This is a genomic window from Paenibacillus alba (assembly GCF_013204855.1).
GTDB lineage: Bacteria > Bacillota > Bacilli > Paenibacillales > NBRC-103111 > Paenibacillus_E > Paenibacillus_E alba.
This window is the reverse complement of sequence record NZ_JABMKZ010000022.1, coordinates 39815-63903: the sequence shown is the minus strand read 5'-3', so window position 1 is coordinate 63903 and position 24089 is coordinate 39815. Positions and strand designations below refer to the sequence as shown.

At 45.9% G+C, this 24089-nt stretch carries 23 protein-coding genes; 14 read left to right on the top strand and 9 right to left on the bottom strand.

Translation table 11 applies throughout. From position 1 onward, the window contains the following. Nucleotides 1-17: 17 nt before the first annotated feature. Nucleotides 18-1829: a DNA helicase RecQ gene (gene recQ / locus HQN90_RS24005; RefSeq protein ID WP_173223389.1), complete on the top strand. Its 1812-nt coding sequence runs from the start codon at nt 18-20 to the stop codon at nt 1827-1829. Here recQ and HQN90_RS24000 read toward each other — a convergent pair. Continuing rightward, nucleotides 1820-2347 (bottom strand): GNAT family N-acetyltransferase, encoded by a 528-nt coding sequence (locus tag HQN90_RS24000; protein WP_173223387.1) that lies wholly within the window; start codon nt 2345-2347, stop codon nt 1820-1822. The genes recQ and HQN90_RS24000 overlap by 10 nt on opposite strands. Before the next feature lie 39 nt (nt 2348-2386). On the opposite strand from HQN90_RS24000, the gene HQN90_RS23995 reads away from it, so the two are divergent. The 8 genes from HQN90_RS23995 to HQN90_RS23960 all read left to right on the top strand — a co-directional run bounded on the left by HQN90_RS23995 (nt 2387) and on the right by HQN90_RS23960 (nt 10673). Continuing rightward, entirely contained in the window at nt 2387-3046 is a 660-nt protein-coding gene (locus HQN90_RS23995) for a hypothetical protein (RefSeq protein WP_173223385.1), read from the top strand. A 58-nt stretch (nt 3047-3104) separates the two neighbouring features. Then, complete coding sequence (locus tag HQN90_RS23990; RefSeq protein WP_173223383.1) at nt 3105-3578, top strand: GNAT family N-acetyltransferase; 474 nt, start codon at nt 3105-3107, stop codon at nt 3576-3578. Between the two features lie 30 nt (nt 3579-3608). Next, the gene (locus HQN90_RS23985; RefSeq protein WP_173223381.1) at nt 3609-4448 is read left to right on the top strand and encodes a rhodanese-like domain-containing protein; all 840 of its coding nucleotides are present in this window, start codon (nt 3609-3611) and stop codon (nt 4446-4448) included. Nucleotides 4449-4784: 336 nt separating this feature from the next. Further along, a complete protein-coding gene (locus tag HQN90_RS23980; protein WP_173223379.1) occupies nt 4785-6377 on the top strand; it encodes a spore germination protein in 1593 nt (530 codons plus the stop codon). An 18-nt stretch (nt 6378-6395) separates the two neighbouring features. Further along, nucleotides 6396-7595: a Ger(x)C family spore germination protein gene (locus HQN90_RS23975; protein WP_173223377.1), complete on the top strand. Its 1200-nt coding sequence runs from the start codon at nt 6396-6398 to the stop codon at nt 7593-7595. 5 nt (nt 7596-7600) lie between these two features. Further along, on the top strand, nt 7601-7837 hold the full coding sequence (locus tag HQN90_RS23970; RefSeq protein ID WP_246362804.1) for a hypothetical protein: 237 nt from the start codon (nt 7601-7603) through the stop codon (nt 7835-7837). Nucleotides 7838-7854: 17 nt separating this feature from the next. Next, entirely contained in the window at nt 7855-8979 is a 1125-nt protein-coding gene (locus HQN90_RS23965) for an endospore germination permease (RefSeq protein WP_173223375.1), read from the top strand. Nucleotides 8980-9101: 122 nt separating this feature from the next. Next, complete coding sequence (locus tag HQN90_RS23960) at nt 9102-10673, top strand: ABC-F family ATP-binding cassette domain-containing protein (RefSeq protein WP_173223373.1); 1572 nt, start codon at nt 9102-9104, stop codon at nt 10671-10673. A gap of 305 nt (nt 10674-10978) precedes the next feature. Here HQN90_RS23960 and HQN90_RS23955 read toward each other — a convergent pair whose 3' ends face one another. After that, entirely contained in the window at nt 10979-11644 is a 666-nt protein-coding gene (locus HQN90_RS23955; RefSeq protein WP_173223371.1) for a hypothetical protein, read from the bottom strand. A 422-nt stretch (nt 11645-12066) separates the two neighbouring features. On the opposite strand from HQN90_RS23955, the gene HQN90_RS23950 reads away from it, so the two are divergent. Beyond that, nucleotides 12067-12801, top strand: a complete 735-nt coding sequence (locus HQN90_RS23950; protein WP_173223369.1) for a class I SAM-dependent methyltransferase — start codon at nt 12067-12069, stop codon at nt 12799-12801. Between the two features lie 83 nt (nt 12802-12884). On the opposite strand, the gene HQN90_RS23945 is transcribed toward HQN90_RS23950, so the two are convergent. The 5 genes from HQN90_RS23945 to HQN90_RS23925 all read right to left on the bottom strand — a co-directional run bounded on the left by HQN90_RS23945 (nt 12885) and on the right by HQN90_RS23925 (nt 18171). Beyond that, nucleotides 12885-13964 carry a DUF418 domain-containing protein gene (locus HQN90_RS23945; RefSeq protein ID WP_173223367.1) on the bottom strand — a complete coding sequence of 360 codons (1080 nt, stop codon included), beginning with the start codon at nt 13962-13964 and terminating at the stop codon, nt 12885-12887. Beyond that, on the bottom strand, nt 13964-14548 hold the full coding sequence (locus tag HQN90_RS23940) for a TetR/AcrR family transcriptional regulator (protein WP_173223365.1): 585 nt from the start codon (nt 14546-14548) through the stop codon (nt 13964-13966). The genes HQN90_RS23945 and HQN90_RS23940 overlap by 1 nt, the downstream gene beginning before the upstream one ends. 212 nt (nt 14549-14760) lie before the next feature. Continuing rightward, nucleotides 14761-15423 (bottom strand): DUF2306 domain-containing protein, encoded by a 663-nt coding sequence (locus HQN90_RS23935; RefSeq protein WP_173223363.1) that lies wholly within the window; start codon nt 15421-15423, stop codon nt 14761-14763. A gap of 96 nt (nt 15424-15519) precedes the next feature. Continuing rightward, nucleotides 15520-17529, bottom strand: coding sequence for a putative bifunctional diguanylate cyclase/phosphodiesterase (locus HQN90_RS23930; protein WP_173223361.1), 2010 nt, complete (start codon nt 17527-17529; stop codon nt 15520-15522). 78 nt (nt 17530-17607) lie between these two features. Continuing rightward, nucleotides 17608-18171 carry an HD-GYP domain-containing protein gene (locus tag HQN90_RS23925; RefSeq protein ID WP_173223496.1) on the bottom strand — a complete coding sequence of 188 codons (564 nt, stop codon included), beginning with the start codon at nt 18169-18171 and terminating at the stop codon, nt 17608-17610. Between the two features lie 243 nt (nt 18172-18414). On the opposite strand from HQN90_RS23925, the gene HQN90_RS23920 reads away from it, so the two are divergent. After that, nucleotides 18415-19365 carry a tyrosine-type recombinase/integrase gene (locus HQN90_RS23920; protein ID WP_173223359.1) on the top strand — a complete coding sequence of 317 codons (951 nt, stop codon included), beginning with the start codon at nt 18415-18417 and terminating at the stop codon, nt 19363-19365. A 325-nt stretch (nt 19366-19690) separates the two neighbouring features. Here HQN90_RS23920 and HQN90_RS23915 read toward each other — a convergent pair whose 3' ends face one another. Continuing rightward, on the bottom strand, nt 19691-20539 hold the full coding sequence (locus HQN90_RS23915; protein ID WP_173223357.1) for a helix-turn-helix domain-containing protein: 849 nt from the start codon (nt 20537-20539) through the stop codon (nt 19691-19693). Between the two features lie 129 nt (nt 20540-20668). On the opposite strand from HQN90_RS23915, the gene HQN90_RS23910 reads away from it, so the two are divergent. The 3 genes from HQN90_RS23910 to HQN90_RS23900 all read left to right on the top strand — a co-directional run bounded on the left by HQN90_RS23910 (nt 20669) and on the right by HQN90_RS23900 (nt 23029). Then, the gene (locus tag HQN90_RS23910; RefSeq protein ID WP_173223355.1) at nt 20669-21121 is read left to right on the top strand and encodes an SRPBCC family protein; all 453 of its coding nucleotides are present in this window, start codon (nt 20669-20671) and stop codon (nt 21119-21121) included. A gap of 216 nt (nt 21122-21337) precedes the next feature. Beyond that, nucleotides 21338-21892 (top strand): hypothetical protein, encoded by a 555-nt coding sequence (locus HQN90_RS23905; protein WP_173223353.1) that lies wholly within the window; start codon nt 21338-21340, stop codon nt 21890-21892. Between the two features lie 3 nt (nt 21893-21895). Continuing rightward, nucleotides 21896-23029, top strand: coding sequence for a hypothetical protein (locus HQN90_RS23900; protein ID WP_216855438.1), 1134 nt, complete (start codon nt 21896-21898; stop codon nt 23027-23029). Nucleotides 23030-23137: 108 nt separating this feature from the next. On the opposite strand, the gene HQN90_RS23895 is transcribed toward HQN90_RS23900, so the two are convergent. Then, nucleotides 23138-23899 (bottom strand): exodeoxyribonuclease III, encoded by a 762-nt coding sequence (locus tag HQN90_RS23895; protein WP_173223351.1) that lies wholly within the window; start codon nt 23897-23899, stop codon nt 23138-23140. Between the last annotated feature and the right edge of the window lie 190 nt (nt 23900-24089).

The window sequence follows — 24089 nt, the reverse complement described above, 5'->3', positions numbered from 1 at the left end:
AAAGGTGTAAAGAAGCTATGCTGGATGGAGCAAGAAAGGTATTACAGCAGGTCTATGGGTATCCGGAATTTCGGGAAGGTCAGAAAAATATCATTACCAACTTGCTGGGCGGCCAAGATACATTAGGCATCATGCCGACCGGTGGCGGTAAATCAATCTGTTACCAGGTTCCTGCCATGCTGATGGAAGGCGTGACGTTGGTCATTTCGCCGCTCATTTCCTTGATGAAGGATCAGGTTGATGCGCTGAATGTGCTTGGCGTTCCTGCGACTTTCATCAACAGCACACTGGAAGCCAGAGAAGTTGAACAACGGATGCAGGGTGCGATGCAGGGCAAATACAAGCTGCTGTATATTGCACCTGAGCGGCTCGAATCGGAGCGTTTCCGGGCGCGGATGGCGGCGCTTAATTTGCCGCTTGTTGCGATTGATGAGGCACACTGTGTCTCTCAGTGGGGGCATGATTTCCGCCCGAGCTATGTGAGCATTGCTCCGTTTATCAGAGAGCTGCCGAATCGTCCGATCGTGGCGGCATTTACGGCAACGGCTACGGCCGAGGTTACGGCTGATATTGCGAGGCTGCTCGATCTGAATGAAGCGGGCATTTTTATCAATGGTTTTTCTCGGGATAATCTGGAGCTGACGATTCTTCGCGGGGAAAATAAGCGGGATTACATTCAGAACTATGTGAAGGAACATACGCATCAACCCGGTATTATTTATGCCGCAACCCGCAAGGATGTAGAAGAACTTTATGAGCTGTTACGCAAAAAAGGCTACGCCGCAGGCAAGTATCACGCCGGTCTTACCGATGATGAGCGCTCCTATATGCAGGAGGCGTTCCTCTATGATGATATTCGTGTGATGATTGCGACGAACGCATTCGGAATGGGCATCGACAAGTCCAATGTCCGCTATGTCATTCATTACAATATGCCAAAAAATATGGAAGCTTATTACCAGGAAGCTGGTCGTGCCGGTCGTGACGGGGAACCGAGTGAATGCATTCTGCTGTTCAGCGCGCAGGATATTATGACGCAGAAGTTCCTGATCGAGCAGAACCAACTCTCGCCTGAGCGCAAAGCGAACGAATACAAGAAGCTGCAGACGATGATCGACTATTGCTATTCGCCGCGCTGCTTGCGTAATGTTATTCTGCACTATTTTGATGAGACGAATATCAAGGATACCTGCGGCAATTGCAGCTCTTGCAAAGATGATCGCGATACGGTGGACATTACAGTGGAAGCGCAGAAAATTTTCTCCTGCATTCGCCGCATGGGAGAGCGTTTCGGGATCTCGATGGTCGCTTCTGTGCTCAAAGGCTCCAAAGCGAAAAAGATTCTCGACTATCGCTTCGATCGTTTGCCGACCCACGGCATTATGCGGGATCTCGCTGAGAAGGAAATCTCGGATCTGATCAATGTATTGATCTCTGAGGGATTCATGCAGCTGTCCGATGGGCAGTATCCGGTTGTGAAGCTGATGCAGCCGGCAGCCGAAGTGCTGCAAGGGAAGCTGCAAGTCAACCAGAAGGTGCGCAGGCAGCCAGTTCGCGCTGCTGCGGCTATCGACAATACGCTATTCGAACAGCTTCGCCTTCTGCGCCGGGAAATGGCTGCACGCGAGAAAGTGCCGCCTTATATTATTTTCTCCGACAGCACCCTGCGTGAGATGAGTGAAATTTGCCCCACAACCGAGACGGCTATGCTGCGCATTAAAGGTGTCGGTGAAGTGAAATACCGAAACTACGGGAAGCCGTTCCTGGACCTCCTTCGAACGTATGCAGGAGAGAGTGATGTCGGCGCTGTTGCTTATGATTATGAATAAGCTTGATTTCCAGACCTATACACCATGCAGTGAAAGGCAGATACCCCTGTCGGTGTCCACTTGTCATACGTATCTGTCAGCATAAATCCGGCACGCTGATAGGTCTGGATAGCGCGTTCGTTCCAGACGAGCACCTCCAGATCGATTTCCTGCTTTGGCGCACGACGCTGCGCTTCTTGAATCAGCAGTTGTACAAACTGGGTGCCTAGGCCAGCTCCTTTGCCGCAAAGATCAGGGCGAAGGCCTAAACCTATTCTTGTGACACCAACAATAGGGAAGAACTGGGCAAAGCCTGTTAAGGTACCCTCTTCATCAATAACGCCTCGGTATTGCTCGGCTCGAATCAGCAGATCAGCAAACTCCGATTGTTCCTGCTGCATGGTGTCCCAGGATGGCCAATTGTAGAGTTCGTAGGGAGCGGGATATTGCCAAGTACATAGCTCTTTGCAGTGGTCATCTGTTAAGGGTACGATGCTCCAGGGTAAGCGGTTTATGCTTGCAGGTGTAGGACTCCCCATTTTTACTATCACCCTTTCTATCGTTGGTCGGAGGTCTAGATGGTGTGGCATTATTATGTTCTCATTGGTACCTATACGTTATTTTCCATGATGTTCTTAGGATTGTCTTTATTTCGAGTTTCCATGAAATTGAAATGGGCGCAAGTACTGCTAATTTCACTGTTTGTTTCTAGTTTATTTAGTATGATTACCATGCTATTCCAAACAGAACAATGGAATACGCTGCTTATTATTTTAACGGAAGCGGGCTTGATTCACTATCTATTTCGCTTAAGGAAGCTCCATTCGCTTCTAATCGTATTTTTAGGCTCGCTTGGTTACACGATTTACTTGGCTGTTGTTGTATTCTTCGCGTGGAGTATTACATTTGTGCCTGTTGATGTTTATTTTGAAGGCATGGATACGACTTATTGTTACTTTAAACTAGCAGCTGCCACATTAGCATGTCTAACAGCCGGGCTGTTGATTAAGAGAAGATTAGGATTTACCGTTCGTTTGGAAATGCATTTCTCGAAGTTCACGCGCCCTCAGAATCCTATGCTTTTCCACGTGTTTCTATTTGCATTTATTTTATTCTCGACGGCCTATTATACGATTCATTTAAAATTCACAACTGTTTTCTATTTTGTAACCTGTTTCTGTATTTTGCTGGGCTGGATCCTCTATCTTTTGTATCGAAAGGAAATGGAGGACATTTAGTTAGCCGGATCTGGGGTACAATGAATACATACACAATGAGGAAGCGGAGGCCAACGTTATGACCCAAGTAACAATTCGTGAAGCAGTGATGCAAGACATTCCGCAGTTAAAAGCGTTAATGCTTGCTTATATTGTAGATTTCTATCAGTATCGCCAACCCGAAGATGACAAGCTGAACGGTTTAATCCATACGCTGCTTGAGCAGAAGGAAGGCATTCAATTCGTAGCCGAGACGGAAGATGGCACTGTGGTCGGCTTTGCGACGCTATATTTCACATTCAGTACCTTGCGTGCTTCCAAAATTGCCGTGATGAATGATCTTTATGTTGTGGAGGCTGAGCGCGGACAAGGCGCGGCGGCGAAGCTGTTTGCAGCTTGCAAAGGATATGCGGCAAGGAATGGCTATGCGAATTTAACATGGACAACAGCCAAGGATAACTTCCGTGCGCAAGGCTTTTACGATAAAATAGGTGGAGATCGGAGCGACTGGCTCACGTATTCCGTTAATCCGACAAGTGGGATAGGCGATTAATCGAGGGACGAAGAAAGGTGGCATGTACCAGTGGAAAATATCGTAAGTCAGGCTTGGCTGCTTGGACAGCTAGGCGAAGCAAATATCGTAATCGCGGATTGCCGCTTTGCGCTAGGACAACCAGATTCAGGCAGACAGCTTTATGAGAAAGAGCATATAGCAGGCGCTGTGTATGTAGATTTGGAAAAAGATCTATCCGGTGCCAAAATGGCGCACGGCGGCCGTCATCCGCTCCCGGATCTGGGTGCGTTCTCGATCCTCGTGGGCAACCTCGGTATCGACGGTACGAAGACGGTCGTTGCTTACGATGATCAAGGCGGCGCCATGGCTTCACGACTCTGGTGGATGCTGAAATTTCTCGGCCATTCCGAGGTCTATGTGCTGGATCAAGGGTACACCGCTTGGAAAACGGCTGGTTATCCAGTGACGGACGAAGAGCCCGCAGTGTTCCCGCGAACCTTTTCACCTAAGGTGCAGCGTTCTATGCTCGCCAGCATGGATGAGGTCAAAGACAAGCTCGGCCGCCCTGGCACCGTGCTTGTTGACTCGCGTGAAGAGCGCCGCTACCTCGGCTTGGAAGAGCCGATCGATGCGGTGGCTGGACACATCCCCGGAGCTCGCAACTATTTCTGGAAAGGCGTACTCGGTGAGAACGGCGCTTGGTTATCCGCCGCGGAGCAGGAGCAGCACTTTGCGGCTTTGCGCGATGCTGAAGACATCATCGTTTACTGCGGCTCGGGCGTGACGGCTTGCCCGAATGTGCTGGGACTTAGCGAAGCGGGCTTTGATAATGTGAAGCTGTATAGTGGAAGCTGGAGCGACTGGATCTCGTATGAGGATAATCCGATTGCGACAGGAAAAGACGAATAATACCCCAAACCGCCTCCTCCGGGAGCTTGGCGTACAGAGTTCTTGCCTCTGTACGCCGTTTTTACGATGGTTCCATTTCGAGGTCGTCCTCACGCTTTGGCTCTACCTCACTCAAATTCAGATATTCAATTTAAGCGCCCTTCAGCCATTGGCTGAAGGTTTTTTTTGCGCGACAAGGGGAGATCTCCACGTAAACTCTATGACTCTGCGGTATGGTTCTATCAAACTATGGAAATACTAAATCTAATAGGTTTGTATAATTGCTATTCGTCCGTCGATTCTACGATAAATTGAGAGGCAAGGAATGACATTCGGATACAGAAAGGGGGAGACGAAGTGAACTTCTTCAAAAAGCTATTGTCGCAACGCCGTTGGGATAGCGCGGAAGCCGATGTAAGCGGCCAGCAGAAGGTCAGGGAGCCTTTGACAACTAATTTGCAGCTTAATTTGAATAAAATTAGGGGGATTATTGGAAATAGCGGTGATCTGGCGATTAAACAATTTCGAATTGGGGATGGTTCCATTCATATGGCGGTTGTCTACGCAGATGGCTTGGCGGACAAGAAACTGCTGGATAGCTTTGTTCTAGACCCGTTGATGACGGAAATCAAGCATTCTGCCGAACTCAGCACAAAGCTGTTGACCCATCCTGATCCGATGAGCTTGCTGAAGGAAACGGTACTTACGATCGAGGACCTTGTCGATGTCACGGATTTCGAGACCTTGCTATTGGCCGTGCTGTCCGGGGATAGTGTGATCTTAATGGAAAACAGTGATCGAGCCATGGTTGCTGGCACCAGAGGCTGGGAGCACCGGAATGTGGAGGAGCCATCTGCGCAATCGCTCATCCGAGGCCCGCGCGAGGGTTTCACGGAATCGCTGCGAATTAATACAGCCATGATCAGGCGTAAGATCAAAGATCCTAGGCTATGGCTGGAATCTAGAGAGATCGGTAGGGTAACAAGAACTGGGGTAGCGGTTATGTACCTCAAAGGAATAGCGGATGACAGCGTCGTTGAAGAAATAAGACAGCGATTAGATCGGATTGAGATCGACGGCATACTGGAAAGCGGTTATATCGAGGAATACATTCAAGATGAAACATGGTCCCCTTTCCCGACATTGGCAAACACAGAACGCCCTGATGTAATTGCGGCAGGCCTCTTGGAGGGACGCGTAGCGATTCTGGTCGACGGGACCCCATTCGTTCTGATAGCACCAGCGCTGTTTGTTCAATACTTTCAATCGGCTGAGGATTACTACCAACGCTGGGACATTAGCACAATGATTCGTATGATTCGATATTTATGTTTCTTTATCGCATTGAGCGCTCCTTCCCTGTATGTTGCGATTACAACGTTCCATCAAGAGATGCTGCCGACCAACTTGCTGATTAGTTTGGTAGCCCAGCGGGAAGGCGTACCGTTTCCGGCCTTTCTAGAGGCATTAATGATGGAAGTTACCTTCGAAATCTTGCGGGAGGCTGGTGTTCGAATGCCCAGAGCTGTAGGCTCTGCTATTTCTATCGTCGGTACGCTGGTAATCGGACAAGCGGCGGTTGAGGCGGGCATTGTTTCTGCAGCCATGGTTATTGTCGTATCCATAACAGCAATGGCGAGTTTTGTACTGCCTGCGTACAATATGTCCATCTCCATTCGCATGCTGCGTTTTCCTTTGATGGCGCTTGGGGCGTCGTTCGGATTATTCGGTATTATCATCGGACTGATTGCGATCGTACTTCATTTGTGCAGTATAAGGTCATTCGGTGTTCCCTATATGAGTTCCATTGCTCCCTTTCATCTTTCGGAGCAGAAAGATACGTTATTTAGGCTTCCGCGCTGGGTAATGACTTCTCGGCCGTATTCGGTGAACCGTAAACGCAGCATGGCCGAACAACAAGATTCACAGACAATGAAAAACCTTCATTAGAGAAGGGAGAATTCCAGCTTGAACAGAAAGTTGTTAGGCTTACTGCTGCCTATCCTGCTGCCTATCCTATTAACCGGTTGCTGGAATAGCCGGGAATTAAACAGTCTTGCCATTGCGGTCGGCTTAGGCATTGATAAAGTAGGAGATCAATACTTGGTGTCTGCACAAGTTGTTGTTCCGAACAATGTGGCGAGCAATAAAAAGGCAGATGGCGGCGTTGCCGTCACGCTGTACAAATCAGAGGGGAAGACGGTATTTGAGGCGCTCCGGCGAATGACGACAGCTTCCCCGCGTAAAATATATTTGGCCCATTTGCGCGTGCTGGTATTGGGAGAGGAATTGGCGAAAGAGGGAATCGCCAACCCCCTCGAATTCCTTTCCAGGGATCATGAGCCCCGGACCGATTTCTTTATCGTAGTTGCCAAGCATTTACCGGCGGAGAATGTGTTGAAGGTCATGACCCCGCTCGAAAAAATTCCGGCAAACAGAATGTTTACTTCCTTGTTTACTTCCGAGCGTGTGTGGGCGCCAACCAATGTAGTGACTTTGGATGAGGTGATTCAAGATCTGGTTACGGAAGGGAAAAGTCCTATATTATCCGCAATCGAAGTGACCGGACCGGAAGAGATCGTTGAGAATAAAGCGAACACCGAGTACATTGATCCGCCTTCAAAATTAAAGTACACGGGCTTGGCTTATTTCCGTAAAGATAAATTGCTCGGTTGGTTGAACGAGGAAGATAGCAAAGTGTACAACTACATGATTAATAACGTAAGAAACACAGTTGGCGTTATAGGCTGCTCTGGAGGGGGACAGCTATCGCTGGAAGTTATCCGGACCAAAACGGAGCTGCATGGGAAAGTCATTCATGGAAAACCGCAAGTCAATGCGGAGATCCATACCGAAGCGATGGTTGGAGCAGTAGAGTGTGATGTTGATCTATTGAACCCTGCAACGATAGACAAGTTTGAAAAGGCAGCGGACGAGCAATTGGAAGATTTGATTATGAATTCGATTCACAAGGCGCAGAAGCAAATCAAGTTTGACTTATACGGGTTTGGCGATCTGATTCACCGAGATGATCCGACGGGCTGGAAAGAGATAAAAGATGATTGGGAAACTTATTTTGTAGATCTCGATGTGAACGTAAAGGCCGATATTAAAATTAGGCGCTTTGGCACAACAGGTAATGCTTTCCTAGAAGATATTAAGGAGTAATGGGTATGTGGTGGGGAGCATTAGCTGTATTTGTCGTATCGATATGTATATTTATATTGGAATTCCGGCCGCTATGGCGGAAACGGATACGGAAGGAGATCTGGAGCTTCAGTATCTTGCTTTTCCTTGGAGCGGGACTGAATATCGCGCATATCCTACGCATTGAAATTCCTAATCCGCTGCAAGTCATGGTTGTCATCTACAAGCCTATTAGCGACGCCATGGTCAGTTTCTTGAAATAAAGAGGGAGGGGACGACAGTGCCACAGTTGGATAAAGGAATTATCGGCATTCGCCAATTCACAGTTATCGTTATTCTTCTTACGCTTGGCGATTCCATCCTGATTTTACCTTCCGGCATTGCTGGAAGCAGTCATCAAGATGCTTGGATAGCAGGAATTTTGGGACTCGTGTTTGGCCTGGTGGCTGTATGGATTTTTTCTGTGATGGGAGGATTCTATCCTGGATTATCTCTCATTCAGTATACGCCGCTTATTGCGGGAAAATGGCTTGGCATAGTTCTTAATCTATCCTTTCTGATCTATTTCGGGTTTATCGTTGTGTCTGTCTCTTGGGAAATAGGCGATTTCATAACAAGCGTTGTCATGCCGGAAACTCCGATTGAGGTGATCGAATTGCTTTTCTACGGGATGATGGTTTTTGCTGCAAGGCTTGGCATTGGGCCAATCATCCGGGCTTCGGAAATTTTTTTTCCTTGGGTTATGTTAACGTTGTTCGTGTTGATTGTTATGCTTATTCCTCAGATGCAACTGAATCAGATTCAGCCGATATTGGAAAAAGGAATAAAACCCATTCTGCTAGGAACGCTGCATGCAGGCAGCTTCCCGTACATGGAAATTTTCGCTGTGCTTATTATTCTGCCTCATATTAAGCAGAGTCAGGAAATAAGAAAAAACTTCCTGATAGGAGCTCTACTTGGAGGCATTGCCTTAAATATGGTCTTGGCGCAAAGTATTTTTGTACTTGGTGAATATTTGACAGCACACAGGTTTTATTCAAGCTTTGCCTTAGCTCAAAGAATAAATATTGCAAATTTTTTTCAACGATTAGAAACTATTATTGCTTTTTTGTGGATTATCACCACGTACGTCAAGACAACTCTTTACTTTTATGTATTGAATGTAGGACTGGCCCAGTTTTTGAAATTGAAGGAATATAAAATGCTGACGGTTCCCACTTCTATGATTTGTTATGCCCTTATTTTCATTTCAATTCCCAATGCGTCCTTTTTTAATGCTGTTCTTGCAAAAGTGTGGGCTTTTTATAATATAACGATCTGTATGATCATTCCTTTGTTATTAGTAGGAATCTATTTCATTCGCAATAACAAATTGAAACGTAGTGGCGGTAAGACTCAGGGATGATGGCAATGCTCTAATTCTGAAGATTGCGGAATGTATCAACCAATTGATGAACAAGCAACTTCCTTCGTACAAGTGTTATAATCAGGGGTAGACTGATGCAGTTAGAAGGGTGATAGATAGTTATGAGTGTAATTCGGTTGGAGAACGTTACTAAGAAATATGAAGACTCCATGATCTTTCGCGATATTTATTTTCGTGTAACGCAAGGCGAGCGGATTGGCCTCATCGGGCGGAACGGTGCCGGCAAGTCGACGGTTTTCAAGTTGATTATGGGAAAAGAAGAGCCAACGTCCGGCAAGGTGGAAATTGATCCCCAGGTGAATATAGGATATTTCTCGCAATTCTCAGAACTGCACGGAAGCTTGTCTGTTCAACAGGAGCTGGAAATGTGTTTCCAGCAGGTTGCTCTTATTGAGCGAGAGCTGCAAGAGGTTGGAGAGAAGCTGGGTTTGATCACGGATGATGATGAAATGGATCGCCTGCTGACGCGGCAAGCGGAGCTATTCGAACAAATGGAACATTTGGATGGCTGGAATGTACCTGTTGAGATCAACACGGTTCTTACGAAGCTGGGGTTCAACGAGGTGATGCGCAATCAACCCGTTGATGAGTTGTCCGGAGGCTGGAGGAACCGTGCTGCACTTGCCAAGATGCTTATTGAGCTGCCGGATGTCGTTCTGCTGGATGAGCCGACGAATTACTTGGATATGGAAGGAATCGCGTGGCTGGAGCAGTGGCTGCATCGGTTTAATGGCGCTATGATCCTCGTATCCCATGACCGGCAATTTATCGACAAAGTGGTTACGCGTACGATTGAGATCGAGAACTATCATTTTCAGGAATACGATGGGAATTACACGGACTACATCCGCAAAAAGAAGATGCGCAAGAAGGAGCTGGACCGTCAATTCGAGTGGGAGGAAGAGCTTCTTCTTATGGAATCGGAAGCCATTGACAGCCGTGCCAGCAGGAAATCCTCTAAGGACCGTTTATCCCGCCAATTGGCAGATAACAAAAAGCGGATAGAACCACACCCCGTCAATGTGCTAATCACGGATATTTACGAGAGACTGCGATTCCCAGACAAGCTGTGTGAGGTTAAGAAAATCGGTCAGACCTACGATGGTCGGCCAATTTTTCAGGACGTGAGCTTCGATATTCAGAAGGAAGATCGCTTAGTCATCGTAGGCCCTAATGGAAGCGGGAAGTCTACGCTCATTAAGGCACTGACGGGGCAGGAGAAGCCTGAGTCCGGCGAGGTGATCTGGGAGAAAGGCGTCAGCTATGCGTATTTTAACCGGATGTGGGAAGAGCTTAATCCGAAGGATACCGTTAGTCACGCCGTGAATACCTACGGATTGGGACTGGACGCTCCTAGGAAAAAGGTGAACAAATTTCTAGCCATGCTGCAATTCTCCGAGATGGATTTGAGCAAGTTCATTGGCAACTTATCAGGCGGACAGAAGGCTCGCGTAGCGCTAGCAAAATGCCTGCTATCCGGTGCAGCGGTTATCATTTTGGATGAGCCAACCAACCATTTGGATTTAACGAGCATTCAGGTCATGGAGCAGGCGTTGATCCATTTTCCTGGTGCCGTCATCACAGTGAGCCATGATCGGTTCTTTATTGATAAAATCGGGACCAAGATGCTGGTCTTTGATCCTGTTTTGGGCATAAGTGAGCAGGCCCTCTAGACATTGTTTGAGTGTTGGGTTGGGGCAGGTTAGGGTACGTTAACTGACCTGCCTCAACCCTATTTACGTTCCTTTGATAAAACAAGTTGAAGGGATGCTCCATTGGAAAATGTACAGTAGAATTCCCCCATTAGCCCAATAACGCTGCTTTACATTGGAAAACATCCAGTCAAATAGCCACCTGAACGGAACAATATCCGTTTTAAGAAGATTTCACTGTAGAAATTCCAGTGCAGCCGCTCCGCTTTACTCATACCTCATGTTTCACTGTACCAAATCCATTGGGCGCACGCAGGCTGCCACACTTACATGATGTGCTCCAGTGTTCCTTCCTTCAACTTGTAATAGCGGACGTCATCGCCTTTGGCGATAGGCTCCAGCCATCCCTTTTCGACTAAGGTACGCAGCCATTTGCGAGCCGTTCGGAAGTCGACCTCCAGATGGTCAGACACGTCCTTCGGTCGTATCCATCTTCCGAGGCTCCAAGCTAAACGAAGCACTTCTTTCTCCACCAATACAGCAGGGCGAATAGATTGGTTTCGAATCAGATAAGGACTCATAACCAGTTGTAGAAGCATTCGACAAACCTCTGGGCGATTCTGCACATCATCATATGAAAAATGGATCATTTTCCACCCGATTCCCGGTAGAAAGGTATCTCGATTCAAGGCGTAGCTGAATTTCTCGCGATCCATATCTTTCACATGGCTTTGGAAGCCATCGCACTCAATCCCGAAACGACCATATGGAGGAAGGAAAGCGAAGTCGAGAAATTGGGATTTGCGATTCCAGTCGTAGACTTCATATTCGGGATGCAAATGTTCCAGTGACCCAAACAAGGGCCACCATACATGTTGAAGCAGCAGTTTCTCGGCATGCCGATGCCCTCTGAGCAATCGTCCTTTTCTTTCTCCGATTCTGTGAGACAAATGATGCTCCATAAATTCCTTGTGCACTTTTTCAAATTCCACGGGCCGTGTTCCTCCTCCACAAATGAAAAAAAGAACGTCCTTATTGCCGGAAGCGGCTGAAGGACGTTCTTCGTCTAGAGATTATTATACCATTTAGATCGCTCCCGATCCAACGGCAATAAAAGTGAAATTTGCGGAAGGGAGCCGACAGTTGACTCGTGCGGACCATAGCTGGGGGTTCTCTCAAACCGACCACCCTTTCTATTTGGTTGATGGTGATATGTTCCCATCTTAACGGTTAAGGGAAGTACCGCCTACTTGTATAAACAATGAAATCTGATACAAATCAATGAAACGCATAATTGATTAAAATCAAATTATCATTAGATACTAATCATGGTTTAGAGGTAAAGTATAGATGGGTACGAATGGCATCATGCACATTGTGAAAGACGAGATTTAAACTAGGAGGCTTCTAGGAAATGAAACAGAACAAATATGATGAATCAGGGTTCTTCGCGAATTATAGCCAAATGCCTCGTTCAATCGGCGGATTGGATGCGGCCGGGGAGTGGACGGCTTTTCGAGCCTTGCTTCCGGAACTGAAAGATAAAAGGGTGCTTGATCTTGGCTGCGGTTTTGGCTGGCATTGCCGTTATGCGCGTGAGAAGCAGGCGCGCTCTGTGGTAGGGGTAGACCTGTCGGAGAATATGCTGGAGCGGGCCAGAGCTATGACCAACGATCTACAGATTGAATATCGACGTCTGGCGATTGAAGATATCGACTTTACGGAAGGGGAATTCGACGTAGTAATAAGCTCTCTTGCACTCCACTATGTGGAGCATTTCGATAGTATCTGCCGTCAAATCTACGGCTATCTTGCACCTGGCGGCACCTTCGTACTGTCCGTTGAACATCCGATCTTTACCGCGCTTGCGGCACAAGACTGGCATTACGATTCGCAAGGGGCCAAGCTGCATTGGCCTGTCGACAACTACCATCTTGAAGGCCCTCGTCAGGCAAGATTTCTGGACAATGATGTCATCAAATACCATCGGAATGTTTCGAGCTATGTGAATGCATTAATTGAATCCGGTTTTAGCCTAACGAAAATGTCCGAACTTCAACCGACAGATGATATGCTGGCAAGCAATCCAGCTTGGGAAGAAGAAACGCGCCGCCCGATGTTCTTGCTGCTTGCAGCGGTTAAACAGTAGCTGCATATTGCCTATATGACAACCGTCTAAGCCCAGACAAAGCGGGTTTAGACGGTTGTTTGCGTTTGATGAAAGGCTGCTCATCAAGTGATCTTTCTCATGAGCAGCTCGACGGGTCCCCGTTGCATCCATGTTCTCCAAACATAAGAGAAGAGGATTGCGGCTGCGAAATAAACACAGGCATAGGTGACTGCAAATGCGAGATTGCCATTTTCCAAAAAGCCCAGTGCCTCAAGAAATCCCAGGCCGATGATAACATGTCCGATATAATGTGATAAAGACAGCTGTCCGGTTCGGATAATCGCCTTGGTTAGGAGGGAATCCCTGAATGTATGGACCACCAATAGACTGATGGCAATGATGGATAACGATGAGCAGGTGCTGGAGAGGACGTATAATAAGGTCGGCGGCATGGGCTTCGTCGAAAATAGAAAACTTGCGGAGTCTTTGTCGAGCACAGCTGAGGTTAAATGGATCAATAAGTAGGACAGCACCTCCAAGATCACCGTTCCTGATAGGGCGTAGAGCAGCAGCTTTGACTGGTTTTCTCTGTTCATCCAACGCTTCCGACCTATCCACATCCCGATGAGGAAGAAGCATGCCCAAGGAAAGATAGGATGGAATCCATTTAAAGTAAGATTTCGAATGAAGCCATGGATCGTCCAAAAGTCCAGATACGTATGGAAACTCGAATCCCAGCCTTTGCTGTAATCAAAGACAAGCAGAAATATCTGTGATAGGAGCAGAGTGCCTGCGCATAGACCAAGTATTTTGTTATCAGATACGGTAATCAGCGCCGAAGCGATCAGCATGAACACCGCGTAATAGTGTAAAATATCAGCAGTCCATCCCAGCAGCAGCAAAAGCAGGCCGGTTGCCAGCAGGAAAGCAGAACGACGAAGCAGGCTGTTGCGATTGCGACGAATAAGTTCCTTGTCCATCGAAGTTCTTGCTTTGGCGCACATAAGGGACACGCCGATACCTGCCAGTATGACAAATAGAGCAGAAGCCCGTCCTTCAAACAGGCCTGCGATTGCTCTCAACCAAGCTGCCCCATCGTTCTCTGCCTGCATCGCAAGTTTATAGTTAACGATCATCATCCCGAAAATCGCCCAGGCTCTGGCGTAATCAAGAGCAGTTATTCGCTCAGTCGATTGACTCATTAGGCGGACTCTCCCTTGATAAGGGACTTAACAGCTGTAGTCCATATGTTTTCATAGCTATACGTTAAGCCGTAGCTCATGAAATTATCCATACTGTCAATAATCATGGTTAGCATTTGCGCCTTAGTAAGCACATCTAGAGCCGCGATAGCCCCGATGGAAACTCCATGAGCCAACAACTCAGCAAAGCCTGCTGTAAATCCTTCTAAGATTTGAACTAGCTTTAGGGAATACGCTGGATCTCGATAACCTAGTGCTTGATACTGATTTAAAATACGTGAATAATACATGTCGGTCTGCTGCTTATGAATGATTTGGAGTCCATCAGCAATGAATGTTTCTTCAAAATTATCTTTGGTATATGCCTCAATACGAAAAAAGCTGCTAAACCCGATGCTCTTGCATAGCTCCTCAAAGAGCGTCGTAATAATGGCTTCCTTGGACAAAAAGTGATAGTACAATGCGGGCTTGGACAGCCCAACCTCTTTGGCGATCATGGTCATGCTTGTTTTGTCAAAGCCGTGCTCAGCAAATAAGCGATAACTGGTTTCAAGTATTGTCGAATAGGTGGAAATTGCATTCATGACTTCACATCCTTTTCCATATATTTTACTTACCGTTCGGTAAGTAAAATATATAAGGCTTTTAGTACGATGTCAAGTATGAGAATATGAATGTATATCCGCAGAGCTGCAGATTTCCTTGGAAGCAGGGGCGGGAACCGTCATCTTTCCGTCCGTCCCCCGCCAGCTGATTCCGCTATAGCAAGATCTTGTCCCTTATGCCAAACGGCTGTCTATAACTGTCTGCGAACTGTTGATTTATAAAGGTTGCGCGATTTCTTTAGATTAATGAGTCGCTGAGCAAACAGAAGATTGGGGATCCATGCCAGCCAAGCAATCACGATGAAGGAATCGTTCGTACCCAGCCCGAAGAGTACGGCTGCCAACGGGGTATAGATACGGAGGGTAATCGCCGCGCAGGTGAGGGCGTAGTTGCGCAGCATCCATTGCCCATGCTCGGTGGGATTACGGTCGACGATGATGCTCCTGAGACTGCGATAGAGAGTGAACAGCCACATTAGCGAGAGTGTGCCAAAGCCGATTCGGCCGAACCATCCCCCAGAGGCATAGAAAGCGAGATATAAGCCTGTGACGCCTGCAACTGCAATCATAATGGCATATAAATAGCCGATGGTGCGGTGAACATTGGGCATACTTCGGCGAAGCAGCTGGATGAACTGGATCCATCCGATCGCGAGCGCGATTCCGGCGGATACGGCATGCGCCCATAATACGCTGTACCATAGTTCGGGAAGTGTGCCTTTACTCGTTACGAACATTTGCTTTCGAAGCCCCTCAGGAAGCCCGTATAACGCTAAGGCATAAATCCCGATGGCGACTGCCAAGAAAGCTAAAATACCAAAAGACCACTTTTGCGCCGCGCTTCTGTCCTTCATGATCGATCCTCCCTCAAGTGGCAAATCTTTGTAATATCAAGCTTAACATTACCAAGATTTCTCTTAAACCGACCTTTGATGGGGGATGACTCCGACTTAAGACTGAGATAGCGAAGTTTGGTATTGCAAGGAAAGCAATTGCAGCATTTCGCCTGGAGGGACAGGTTTGCTAAAATAATAGCCCTGATAAAAGTCGCATTTTAATTCCTTAATGATATCCAGCTGCTCCTTTTGCTCCACACCTTCAATGACGATAGCAATGCCCAATGTTTTCGCCATGGTGACGATAGAATGCAGAATAATGCGATTTTTCATGTCATAGGTAAGACTCTCCGTGAAGGTTTTATCGAGCTTCACTTCATCCACATTTAACCGCGAAAAGTAGTGAATAGATGAATAACCTACGCCGAAATCATCCAGTGAAAAAGAGAATCCTTGATCTTTCAGGAGTTGAATCGTTTCATTAACGCGTTCGATATGGCTGATGAATGTCGATTCGGTAATCTCAAACGTGATAGAAGAAGGATGGATATCATAGTGCCTAGTAATCTTCAGAACGTTATCTACAAAATCAGGCTCCATCAGCTGAGAAGGCGACAAATTAATCGAGATGACCAAGGATCTGCTCTCTGTTAACTGAACCTGCTTAAGGAAAGAAAAAGCCGTTCTAATGACGTGATAGCCTATCTCTTGGATAAGCCCCATCTGTTCCGCCATGGGTATGAAGACTTCCGGGGAAATATAAGTGCCGTGGCGGTTCCAACGCAACAGGGCTTCAGCTCCCACAATCCTATCGTTGCCTAAGGAGAGTTTAGGCTGATAAACAACCTCCCATGCGTGCACTTCGGAAGCCGTGCGCAAATCTTGTTCCATCGACAGCTGCTGCACAAGCACTTGGAACATTTCATCACAGTAATAACAAAAAAACTTCTTTTCAATAAAGGCTGTTTGGGAAGCTAATTCCATTTCCTTAATGAGCATATCTAACGTTTTCGGGGAGGTGGAGCCTTCTGTTGCTCCGAGATAGGCCTCGAAGTTTCGCCCGTAAAAAAGGCTGTCCCTAAACATATCCTGAATGTTAGAGATTAATTGCTGGCACGTCTCCCGATCGCCAAAGTGTACAAGGATGAACTGATCGTAGTTGAATCTGAAAATTTCATCTTGGTCTTTGCATAAGTTCTGAAGTCGAAAGGCAATTTCAAATAAGGTCGTATTCCCCTTTTTATACCCGACCCAGTTGCTGAAATTTTTAAAGTTGTGTACATTAATTAAAATAAATTGGATCTGCTGAGAGGGGCTTGCAAGCCGCCTGGAATGAAATAAAGGAAGATCCTCTTGGAGTTGATAAACATTTTTGAGCTTCGTGATGGGATCAGAGTAGGCCAATTGTTTGATTCGTTGTTCTGCTTCCAATAATCGTTCGTTTTTTTGTTGGATGTTTCGTATATGATCCAGAATATTTATGGAATAGAGTTCACAGTAATGAATAAAGAAACCGATCATTAACAGCATAGAAAAGGCAAGATCTAACGTAAGCATGAGATGAAAGCTCAGTCTGACATGTGCGTTATTTATAACAATAATGATGATGCTCCCACTGAATAAGTACAGGAGTCCTACGCGAGCGACATACTTATTCTTTTGAAAAGCGGCGATACCAAACAGAAGGGACATGATCGATAATAATCCCGAGGATAGATTAAGCAACGTATGAAACGATAGTTGAAACCAATAACAGAAGATAACGGCTAAAGTCAGAATCGTGCTCACGGTAAAAAGGGGGCGAAACTGAATCCTTTTCTTGTGGAATAAATCGAGGGCACCCCACACGACAATGAAGGCAACGGTTGCTGCTATCATCATGATTTCCAACAAAGCATTACTGCGCTCTGCTTGATTGTAGTATAGGAAGGAAAGCACGATCACGATGCATTCAATAATCCAAAGCATGGAAAAAGCAATAATGTTATCAATGAAATTCTTTTGTTCTTTGTGTTGCTCATACTTAATTTCATAAAAAGCGAAAAATACGTACATAGCGAGCGATGTAAGAATTAATATAACAATAAGTGTTTCAATGTGATCGAAGGTTTCTGACATAGACATGATAGCTAGCCTCACAAATTCATAATGTTACAAATAATTCTGCAAACTAATTTCGATGCTATTTCATTTAACGCCATCTTATTCGTGAAGCTCCTGCGAGAGAGGGTTCACACCTACCGTATGGAACAAGTTTAGAAATAAGTCAACATAATAAGAGTCAAATTGCGTGCCGCTATGGCGTAAAAGCTCCTGCTCCGCCTCTTCGAAGGATAAGCCTCTGCGATACGGACGATCTGAAACCATTGAATCGTAGGTATCGATAATCGCACAAATTCGCGCGAATACCGGAATTTCATATCCTTTTAAGCCGTGGGGGTAGCCCTCACCATTCCAACGCTCATGATGAAATTGAATGATTTCAATAATTTCTTTATCCACATCTCCGTGCTCCAGCATGATCGTGGTACCCACTTCGGGATGTTGTCGAATGAAAGCCCAATCCCGGGGAGTCAGAGGTGAGGTTTTATTTAGGATGCCGTCGGGGATACCTACTTTTCCAATATCATGAAGGCACCCTCCTTGCACCAATTGGCTGGTTTGCTGTTCATCCAAATGCAAATAAGCGGCCATTCGTTTGCAGAGTCCTCCAACCCTTAAGCTATGCTGGTATGTGGGCAAATCCTTTTCTGCTAACAGACGCATTTTCCCCAAAAACAATAGGTTATCTACGGTAAGCACCTCTTTTGATCCTATACAGCTTGAATAGGAATGCTTTTGAACTATACAATTAACTGTGGGATGATTACTTTTAGCTAATTTCTAAGGACATAACAGAAGGAGATCATCGATGAACAAGCCCGATAATTACCCCTTCTTTTGTTTCCCACACATAGGCTTCGCACAATAATAGTTGTTCGAATGAGAAAAGGAGGAAAAAAAGTACTTATGGCAACACCATCTGGTTTATTTCAAGTCGCTGTCCTGACAGAAAATAATCAAGTGTATTCTGACGATCAAATCGTAAAACTGTTTTTTGCCACTTGTCAGTGGTCTAAATACACGGTAAGAAATTATCGAAGTGCAATTAATAAATTTCGGGATTTTTTAGGGGATAAATCATTAAAAGAGGTTACGTGGAAAGAGATTGAAGTATACAGGATTTGCCTAGTAGAAGGCCTTTTCTCAGAGCAAGATAAACCCAAGGCACCTGCTACGATTGCTATTCACTTAGCACCGCTTCGTTTTCTTTACAAATGGGGAAGCGACCCGAACATTAATATTTTCAAAAATAATCCTACGACACGCATGAAAGCTCCAAAAATTCCAATTAATAGTAAAAATAACTATCTAACAAAAAGGGAGGTGGCTTGTCTTTTAGCACAACTTAAACGTCAAGGCCCTCGAGATTATTTGATTGGGGCAACGCTTGTTCTGCTTGGTTTGCGGGTGTCTGAGCTTGTTTCAATTGAGAAGGGGAATTTCCATACCGATCCTGAGGAAACCTCTATTTGGCTGACGATTAACGGAAAAGGGGGAAAAGAACGCGAGGTGAAGATTCCACAAACGCTGTGGAATTTATTTAATGAGTATTTTGCTTATCTTTCGGATACCAGTATGCTTTCAAGCCAAAAAGTATTTCCTATATCAGTTAGACTTGTGGAAAGAATCATAAAAACAGCCCGTGAACACAGCAATTTAGGGAAGAAAGTAACGCCACATTGGCTTCGACATACGAACGCTACTTTAGCCTTGCTTCGCGGAGCTACCCTGCAACAAGTGCAGGAATCACTGGGGCATACGCACATTAATACGACTCAACGTTATCTGCACACCGTGCAGCAAATATCTAAAGCAGCTCCAGACTTCGTAGCAGACTTCCTAAACGACAGTCTATAGGAAAATTCTCCTAGGACTCTTGTATTATTAAGCGCTATTTACTATAATACTCGAGAATACATATATTGTAGAAATAATAGAATTAAAGTAAGAATTAGACGAATCTTGTCGAACAACTATTATTGTGCGAAACCTATGTTTTGCGGATTCTATCAGCAACGATGAGAATAGTATTTCCCAAACTATGTTATTTTAACATTTTTCTTAGATGAATAACTAACACCTTCTGTATAAATGTCATCCTTGAGATATAATGAAAAAAGCAGCCCTGGCACGCGTTGGAGGGGGCTGCTTTTCTATGTGTATGGGATCATTTAAGCTATAATCAAGGTTCATTGTTGTTGCGCTTTGCACTGGAATTCTCGATGCTTTTCACATATTCCTCGGGGGATTTGCCAATCATGGCTTTGAAGGTTTTGATGAAGTGGGCTTGGTCGTAATAACCCAAATCTTGAGATAATTTAGACCAGTTCGGTAGACCGCCTTTCTCAATCAGCTCGGCAGCCTCTTGAAGCCGGTATCGCCCTATGACCCATTTCGGACTAACGCCAACATAACGGTTGAAGAGCCGTTGCAGCGTTCGTTTATTCATAGAGAATTCTTGCACGATGTCCTCTACCTGCAGGATCTCCCGGTTGTTGATGGCGGATTGTACGATTCGATTGATTCGGGCAACCTGTTCATCGGGCTCTGGAAGGAGATTTCGCAAAAATTGTTCCACGAGCGGGACCATTATTTCGCCATGTTCCAACTGGAGCATGGTCTTCGCCATATCTGTCACCTCAATGCCAAAAGCATCATGGATGCTTAGCGTTTGACCAGTAAGAAGAGATACAGGCTTGTTCCAAAATGGGTAGAAGCCAGCGGGGAGAAATTTGACCCCAAAGACGATGCCTTCGTCTTGCAAAAGGCGAGTGTACGTTGTTTTGGGAACGCCGTAAACACCGGCAAAGAGGCCGCTGCTTTCTCGTTCAAAGGCTATATTCACATTGGGATAGGAAAGGATAACCTGGCGGAATGGAGCCTGTCCCCTTAAATCCCACCGGACCACCCAGTACTGCTCGATAAATAAGGCCAAATCTTCAGAAGGCTGGTAGCGCATAAGTGAAAATTTCTGTCTCCCGGCCTCCGCATGCAGAATGCCTTTATCGGTTTGCTGTACGTTGGATTTCATCTATTTCCTCCCCAGACGGATTGCGCTTGTCGCGTTTTTACAATACATGAAAGCGGGAATACTCTACTATTGAGACTAGCAGTTTAGCATGATGAAAGCAATGAAAGACACATGAATGGAGGCAGGAATATGTTAGATCTTAAATATGAATTCTATATCAATGCAAAGCCAGAGCAGGTTTGGGAGGTGTTCATTTCGCCGGAAGGGACGAAGGCTATATTTTTTGGTTGTGTACTGAACTCAACCTTTGAAATAGGTTCGCCTTATGCTTATGTGGGGCCCGGCAGTGAAGGCGATGAAACCGTTCACGTTTATGGCGAAGTGCTGGAATTTGAGCCGAATGTTAAGATGAGCTACACCGAGCATCCAGGGCCCTCCTTTCGGGAGAATCATGCAGAATTAGAGACGAGGGTTACCCTTACACTGGATGTCGTTGGCAATTGCACGAAACTGACATTGGTTAATGATCAATGGCCGGAGAATCACCCTTCCTATGAGTCCACCCAATCCAGTTGGCCGATGATCTTAAGCAATATCAAGAGTTATGTAGAGACAGGAAAAACACTGGATTTCGGCTGGTAAGAGATAGGCAATGGCCCGCGATCTACGAAGGATTAGAATCAGGTTGTAACAGCTTGCCTTTTGGGGCAGGCTGTTGCAGCCCTTTTTGACGTTCCTTTGCCTATCAGTTGCACTTGGTTTACTGCAAAAATTTTGTGGAATTTTGATCTTTCCTGTTGAGGAATATGCTAGAATAAGACACATTAGTGGAAATTATAGACAGAGGTGTGTCGTATCATGCGGAATAAGAACAGCATTTTTGTTATCGGTTGTTTAGGTTTTATTGGCGTAATTCTCGTTATAGCGATTATTAGCGCGGCTATGTTGTGGGGTCATCGCAATACAGCGATTGCTTTGGATGAGAAAATTAAAGCACAGCATGTCTCCAACAAATCCAATTACGATAATATGTGGAAACGATTTAAAGAAATGGCGCAAGTGACGGATATGCAAGCAGATGATATCAAAAAAGTGTATACCGATCTGATTGCCGGTCGCTACAACGATACAGGGGCTCTTTTCAAAATCGTCCAAGAGCAGAATCCTCAAATGAATAAGGATTTGTATGCGAAGCTCCAGAATGAAATCTCCGCCGGGCGCACGGAGTTTGACCGTAATCAGAAGAAAATTGCCGATCTGGTGCGGGAATATAATACGCATATTCGCAAGCATGTCTTGATGAATAGCATTTTCCATTTTGAAACGATGGACGCGAATAAGTTTATCATTACGTCGGATCGCACGAGCGATGCGTATCAAACGGGCAAAGATAATGAAGTGAAGCTGAGGTAGCAGATGGCATATTGGGCAGCGTTTTTTCTTGTTCTGATTGTCGGGTTTGCGATTGAGCTTTTTCTGGGCAGAAGATGGTGGCGCTTCATGTGGGTCACCGTGCTGTCTGCGATCCTCTTTGGCGGTGTCATTGCAGCAGACTACTACTGGCGAACGTTAGATAAAGAGGTCTGGTCAGGATCGATTTCGGCTTGGGAACATCAAGAGGAATGGGATGAATGGATTCCCGGCAAAGAAGAATGCGAGACGGACAGCCATGGCCGTAAAAGCTGTACCAAAGACCGGGGACATTGGGAGCATCACGAGGCCAAGAACAAAATTAAAACGACGGATAACGGCTGGATGACGGTGAAGGAATCCTTGGACGGGAAAACGGACTTCAATGATCGGTATCCGAATTCGACTGCGGAGCTTGCCAAATTTTTCCCGCTGGGGATGCCGTCAGCTTCTAAGCATACGTACACTAATAAGGTGAAAGGCTCTTATAGCCTTTTTAGGCATGGGGAGCTCGATCCTAAAGATTATCCTGGTCTACCCTCATATCCTGATTATGTCAGGGACTTGATCAAAGTGGATCGGATTGTGGGTGATGTCCCAGGCAAAGCCAAGGCATTAGATAGGCTGGGTGCCTGGAATACGAAGCTGAATCAAGAGATACCGGATCCGGACAAACCAGGAAAAACGAGGTCATGGAAGCAGGTTAATGTGATCTTCGTTAACGTCGGGGACGACAAGCCCAGAGAGTATGGGTATGCGCTGCAAGACCGATGGCAGAACGGCAACAAAAATGACTTCATTGTTAGCTTCAGCCCCGCGCCAGATGGAACGATGAAATGGGTGTATGCTTTCTCCTGGAGTGAGGTTGATATTCTGAAGCTTGAAGTTCAGGATTATATGAGCGAGCAGGGCTTTGGGAAGGACTTTTCTCCGATTGTCGATCATGTCGCACAGATGGTGGCCGATAAATTCGAGAGAAAGCAGTTCGCTGAATTCAACTATTTGCAAATCGAACCGAGCGATATTTCGACTATGATCATATGGGGACTCGAACTTACGCTGCTAGGCTTCTATGGCTATAAAGCGGTTAGAGGGTATTTGCGGCGCCGGACTTCGTACGGTAGAGGTTTTGAATATTAGGAACGGAGACATCTGAGTCTCCTGAACCCACAAGAACCCCCTCTCACAATTGTGACAGGGGGTTCTGCTATTTAGGGCTGATTAGGCGATAATCCTGCCATAATCATGTTATTGTGCGAAATCCAGCTCCAGCACAACAGGGCAATGGTCGCTGCCCAGAATGTCGCAATCAATGGAGGCATCTATGACGAAGGAGCGCAATCGCTCGGAAGCAAGGAAATAGTCGATGCGCCATCCTACATTTCGGGCCCGAACGCCAGGCATGTTGGACCACCACGAATACATGTCGGTTCGATCTGGGTACAGCTCACGAAACGTATCGATGAAGCCGGCTTCTAAGAGCTCCGTCATTTTTCCGCGTTCTTCTAAAGTAAAGCCCGAATTATTATGATTTCCCTTCGCATTCTTCAGATCAATCTCGTTATGCGCCACGTTAAGATCTCCACAGACCACAACAGGCTTAAGCGTATCCAATTGCAAAAGGTAGGTGCGAAAACGATCTTCCCACTCGATTCGATAGTCTAGCCTAGATAGATCACGTTTAGCATTGGGCGTATACACCGTCACCAAATAGAATTGTTCAAATTCCAGCGTGATAATCCGCCCTTCAGGCTCTTCGTCAAGCTCGATACCGTAACGAACGGAGAGCGGCTTTTCTTTGGTAAAAACAGCTGTGCCGGAATACCCTTTCTTAATCGCGTAATTCCAATATTGCTGATAGGACTCACCGAGCTCCAGGTTAATCTGTCCTTCTTGCAATTTAGTCTCCTGCAGACAGATGATATCGGCATCTTTCTGCTGGACATAATCCATGAACCCCTTATTCACACAGGCTCTCAAACCATTTACATTCCACGATACTAGCTTCATATTCATAGATTCCCCTTGCGGCTCTCGATAGTTTCTTATCCCAGTGTACCATAAGTAGGTACGATTAAAACAAACACCTATATATAAGAAAATAGCGTACACTTTCATCAACATTTCTGATTTATTTTATGAAGGGCATACATGTTATACTGGTCTTATCCGACTAAGTTCATGGGTTTAATATCCGAGG

What these genes read in the sequence shown, in the direction of transcription:
- recQ (WP_173223389.1), top strand. Translation starts at nt 18, where the DNA reads ATGCTGGATGGAGCAAGAAAGGTATTACAGCAGGTCTATGGGTATCCG.
- HQN90_RS24000 (WP_173223387.1), bottom strand. Translation starts at nt 2,347, where the DNA reads ATGGGGAGTCCTACACCTGCAAGCATAAACCGCTTACCCTGGAGCATC.
- HQN90_RS23995 (WP_173223385.1), top strand. Translation starts at nt 2,387, where the DNA reads ATGGTGTGGCATTATTATGTTCTCATTGGTACCTATACGTTATTTTCC.
- HQN90_RS23990 (WP_173223383.1), top strand. Translation starts at nt 3,105, where the DNA reads ATGACCCAAGTAACAATTCGTGAAGCAGTGATGCAAGACATTCCGCAG.
- HQN90_RS23970 (WP_246362804.1), top strand. Translation starts at nt 7,601, where the DNA reads ATGTGGTGGGGAGCATTAGCTGTATTTGTCGTATCGATATGTATATTT.
- HQN90_RS23960 (WP_173223373.1), top strand. Translation starts at nt 9,102, where the DNA reads ATGAGTGTAATTCGGTTGGAGAACGTTACTAAGAAATATGAAGACTCC.
- HQN90_RS23950 (WP_173223369.1), top strand. Translation starts at nt 12,067, where the DNA reads ATGAAACAGAACAAATATGATGAATCAGGGTTCTTCGCGAATTATAGC.
- HQN90_RS23945 (WP_173223367.1), bottom strand. Translation starts at nt 13,964, where the DNA reads ATGAGTCAATCGACTGAGCGAATAACTGCTCTTGATTACGCCAGAGCC.
- HQN90_RS23940 (WP_173223365.1), bottom strand. Translation starts at nt 14,548, where the DNA reads ATGAATGCAATTTCCACCTATTCGACAATACTTGAAACCAGTTATCGC.
- HQN90_RS23935 (WP_173223363.1), bottom strand. Translation starts at nt 15,423, where the DNA reads ATGAAGGACAGAAGCGCGGCGCAAAAGTGGTCTTTTGGTATTTTAGCT.
- HQN90_RS23930 (WP_173223361.1), bottom strand. Translation starts at nt 17,529, where the DNA reads ATGTCTATGTCAGAAACCTTCGATCACATTGAAACACTTATTGTTATA.
- HQN90_RS23925 (WP_173223496.1), bottom strand. Translation starts at nt 18,171, where the DNA reads ATGCGTCTGTTAGCAGAAAAGGATTTGCCCACATACCAGCATAGCTTA.
- HQN90_RS23920 (WP_173223359.1), top strand. Translation starts at nt 18,415, where the DNA reads ATGGCAACACCATCTGGTTTATTTCAAGTCGCTGTCCTGACAGAAAAT.
- HQN90_RS23915 (WP_173223357.1), bottom strand. Translation starts at nt 20,539, where the DNA reads ATGAAATCCAACGTACAGCAAACCGATAAAGGCATTCTGCATGCGGAG.
- HQN90_RS23910 (WP_173223355.1), top strand. Translation starts at nt 20,669, where the DNA reads ATGTTAGATCTTAAATATGAATTCTATATCAATGCAAAGCCAGAGCAG.
- HQN90_RS23905 (WP_173223353.1), top strand. Translation starts at nt 21,338, where the DNA reads ATGCGGAATAAGAACAGCATTTTTGTTATCGGTTGTTTAGGTTTTATT.
- HQN90_RS23900 (WP_216855438.1), top strand. Translation starts at nt 21,896, where the DNA reads ATGGCATATTGGGCAGCGTTTTTTCTTGTTCTGATTGTCGGGTTTGCG.
- HQN90_RS23895 (WP_173223351.1), bottom strand. Translation starts at nt 23,899, where the DNA reads ATGAAGCTAGTATCGTGGAATGTAAATGGTTTGAGAGCCTGTGTGAAT.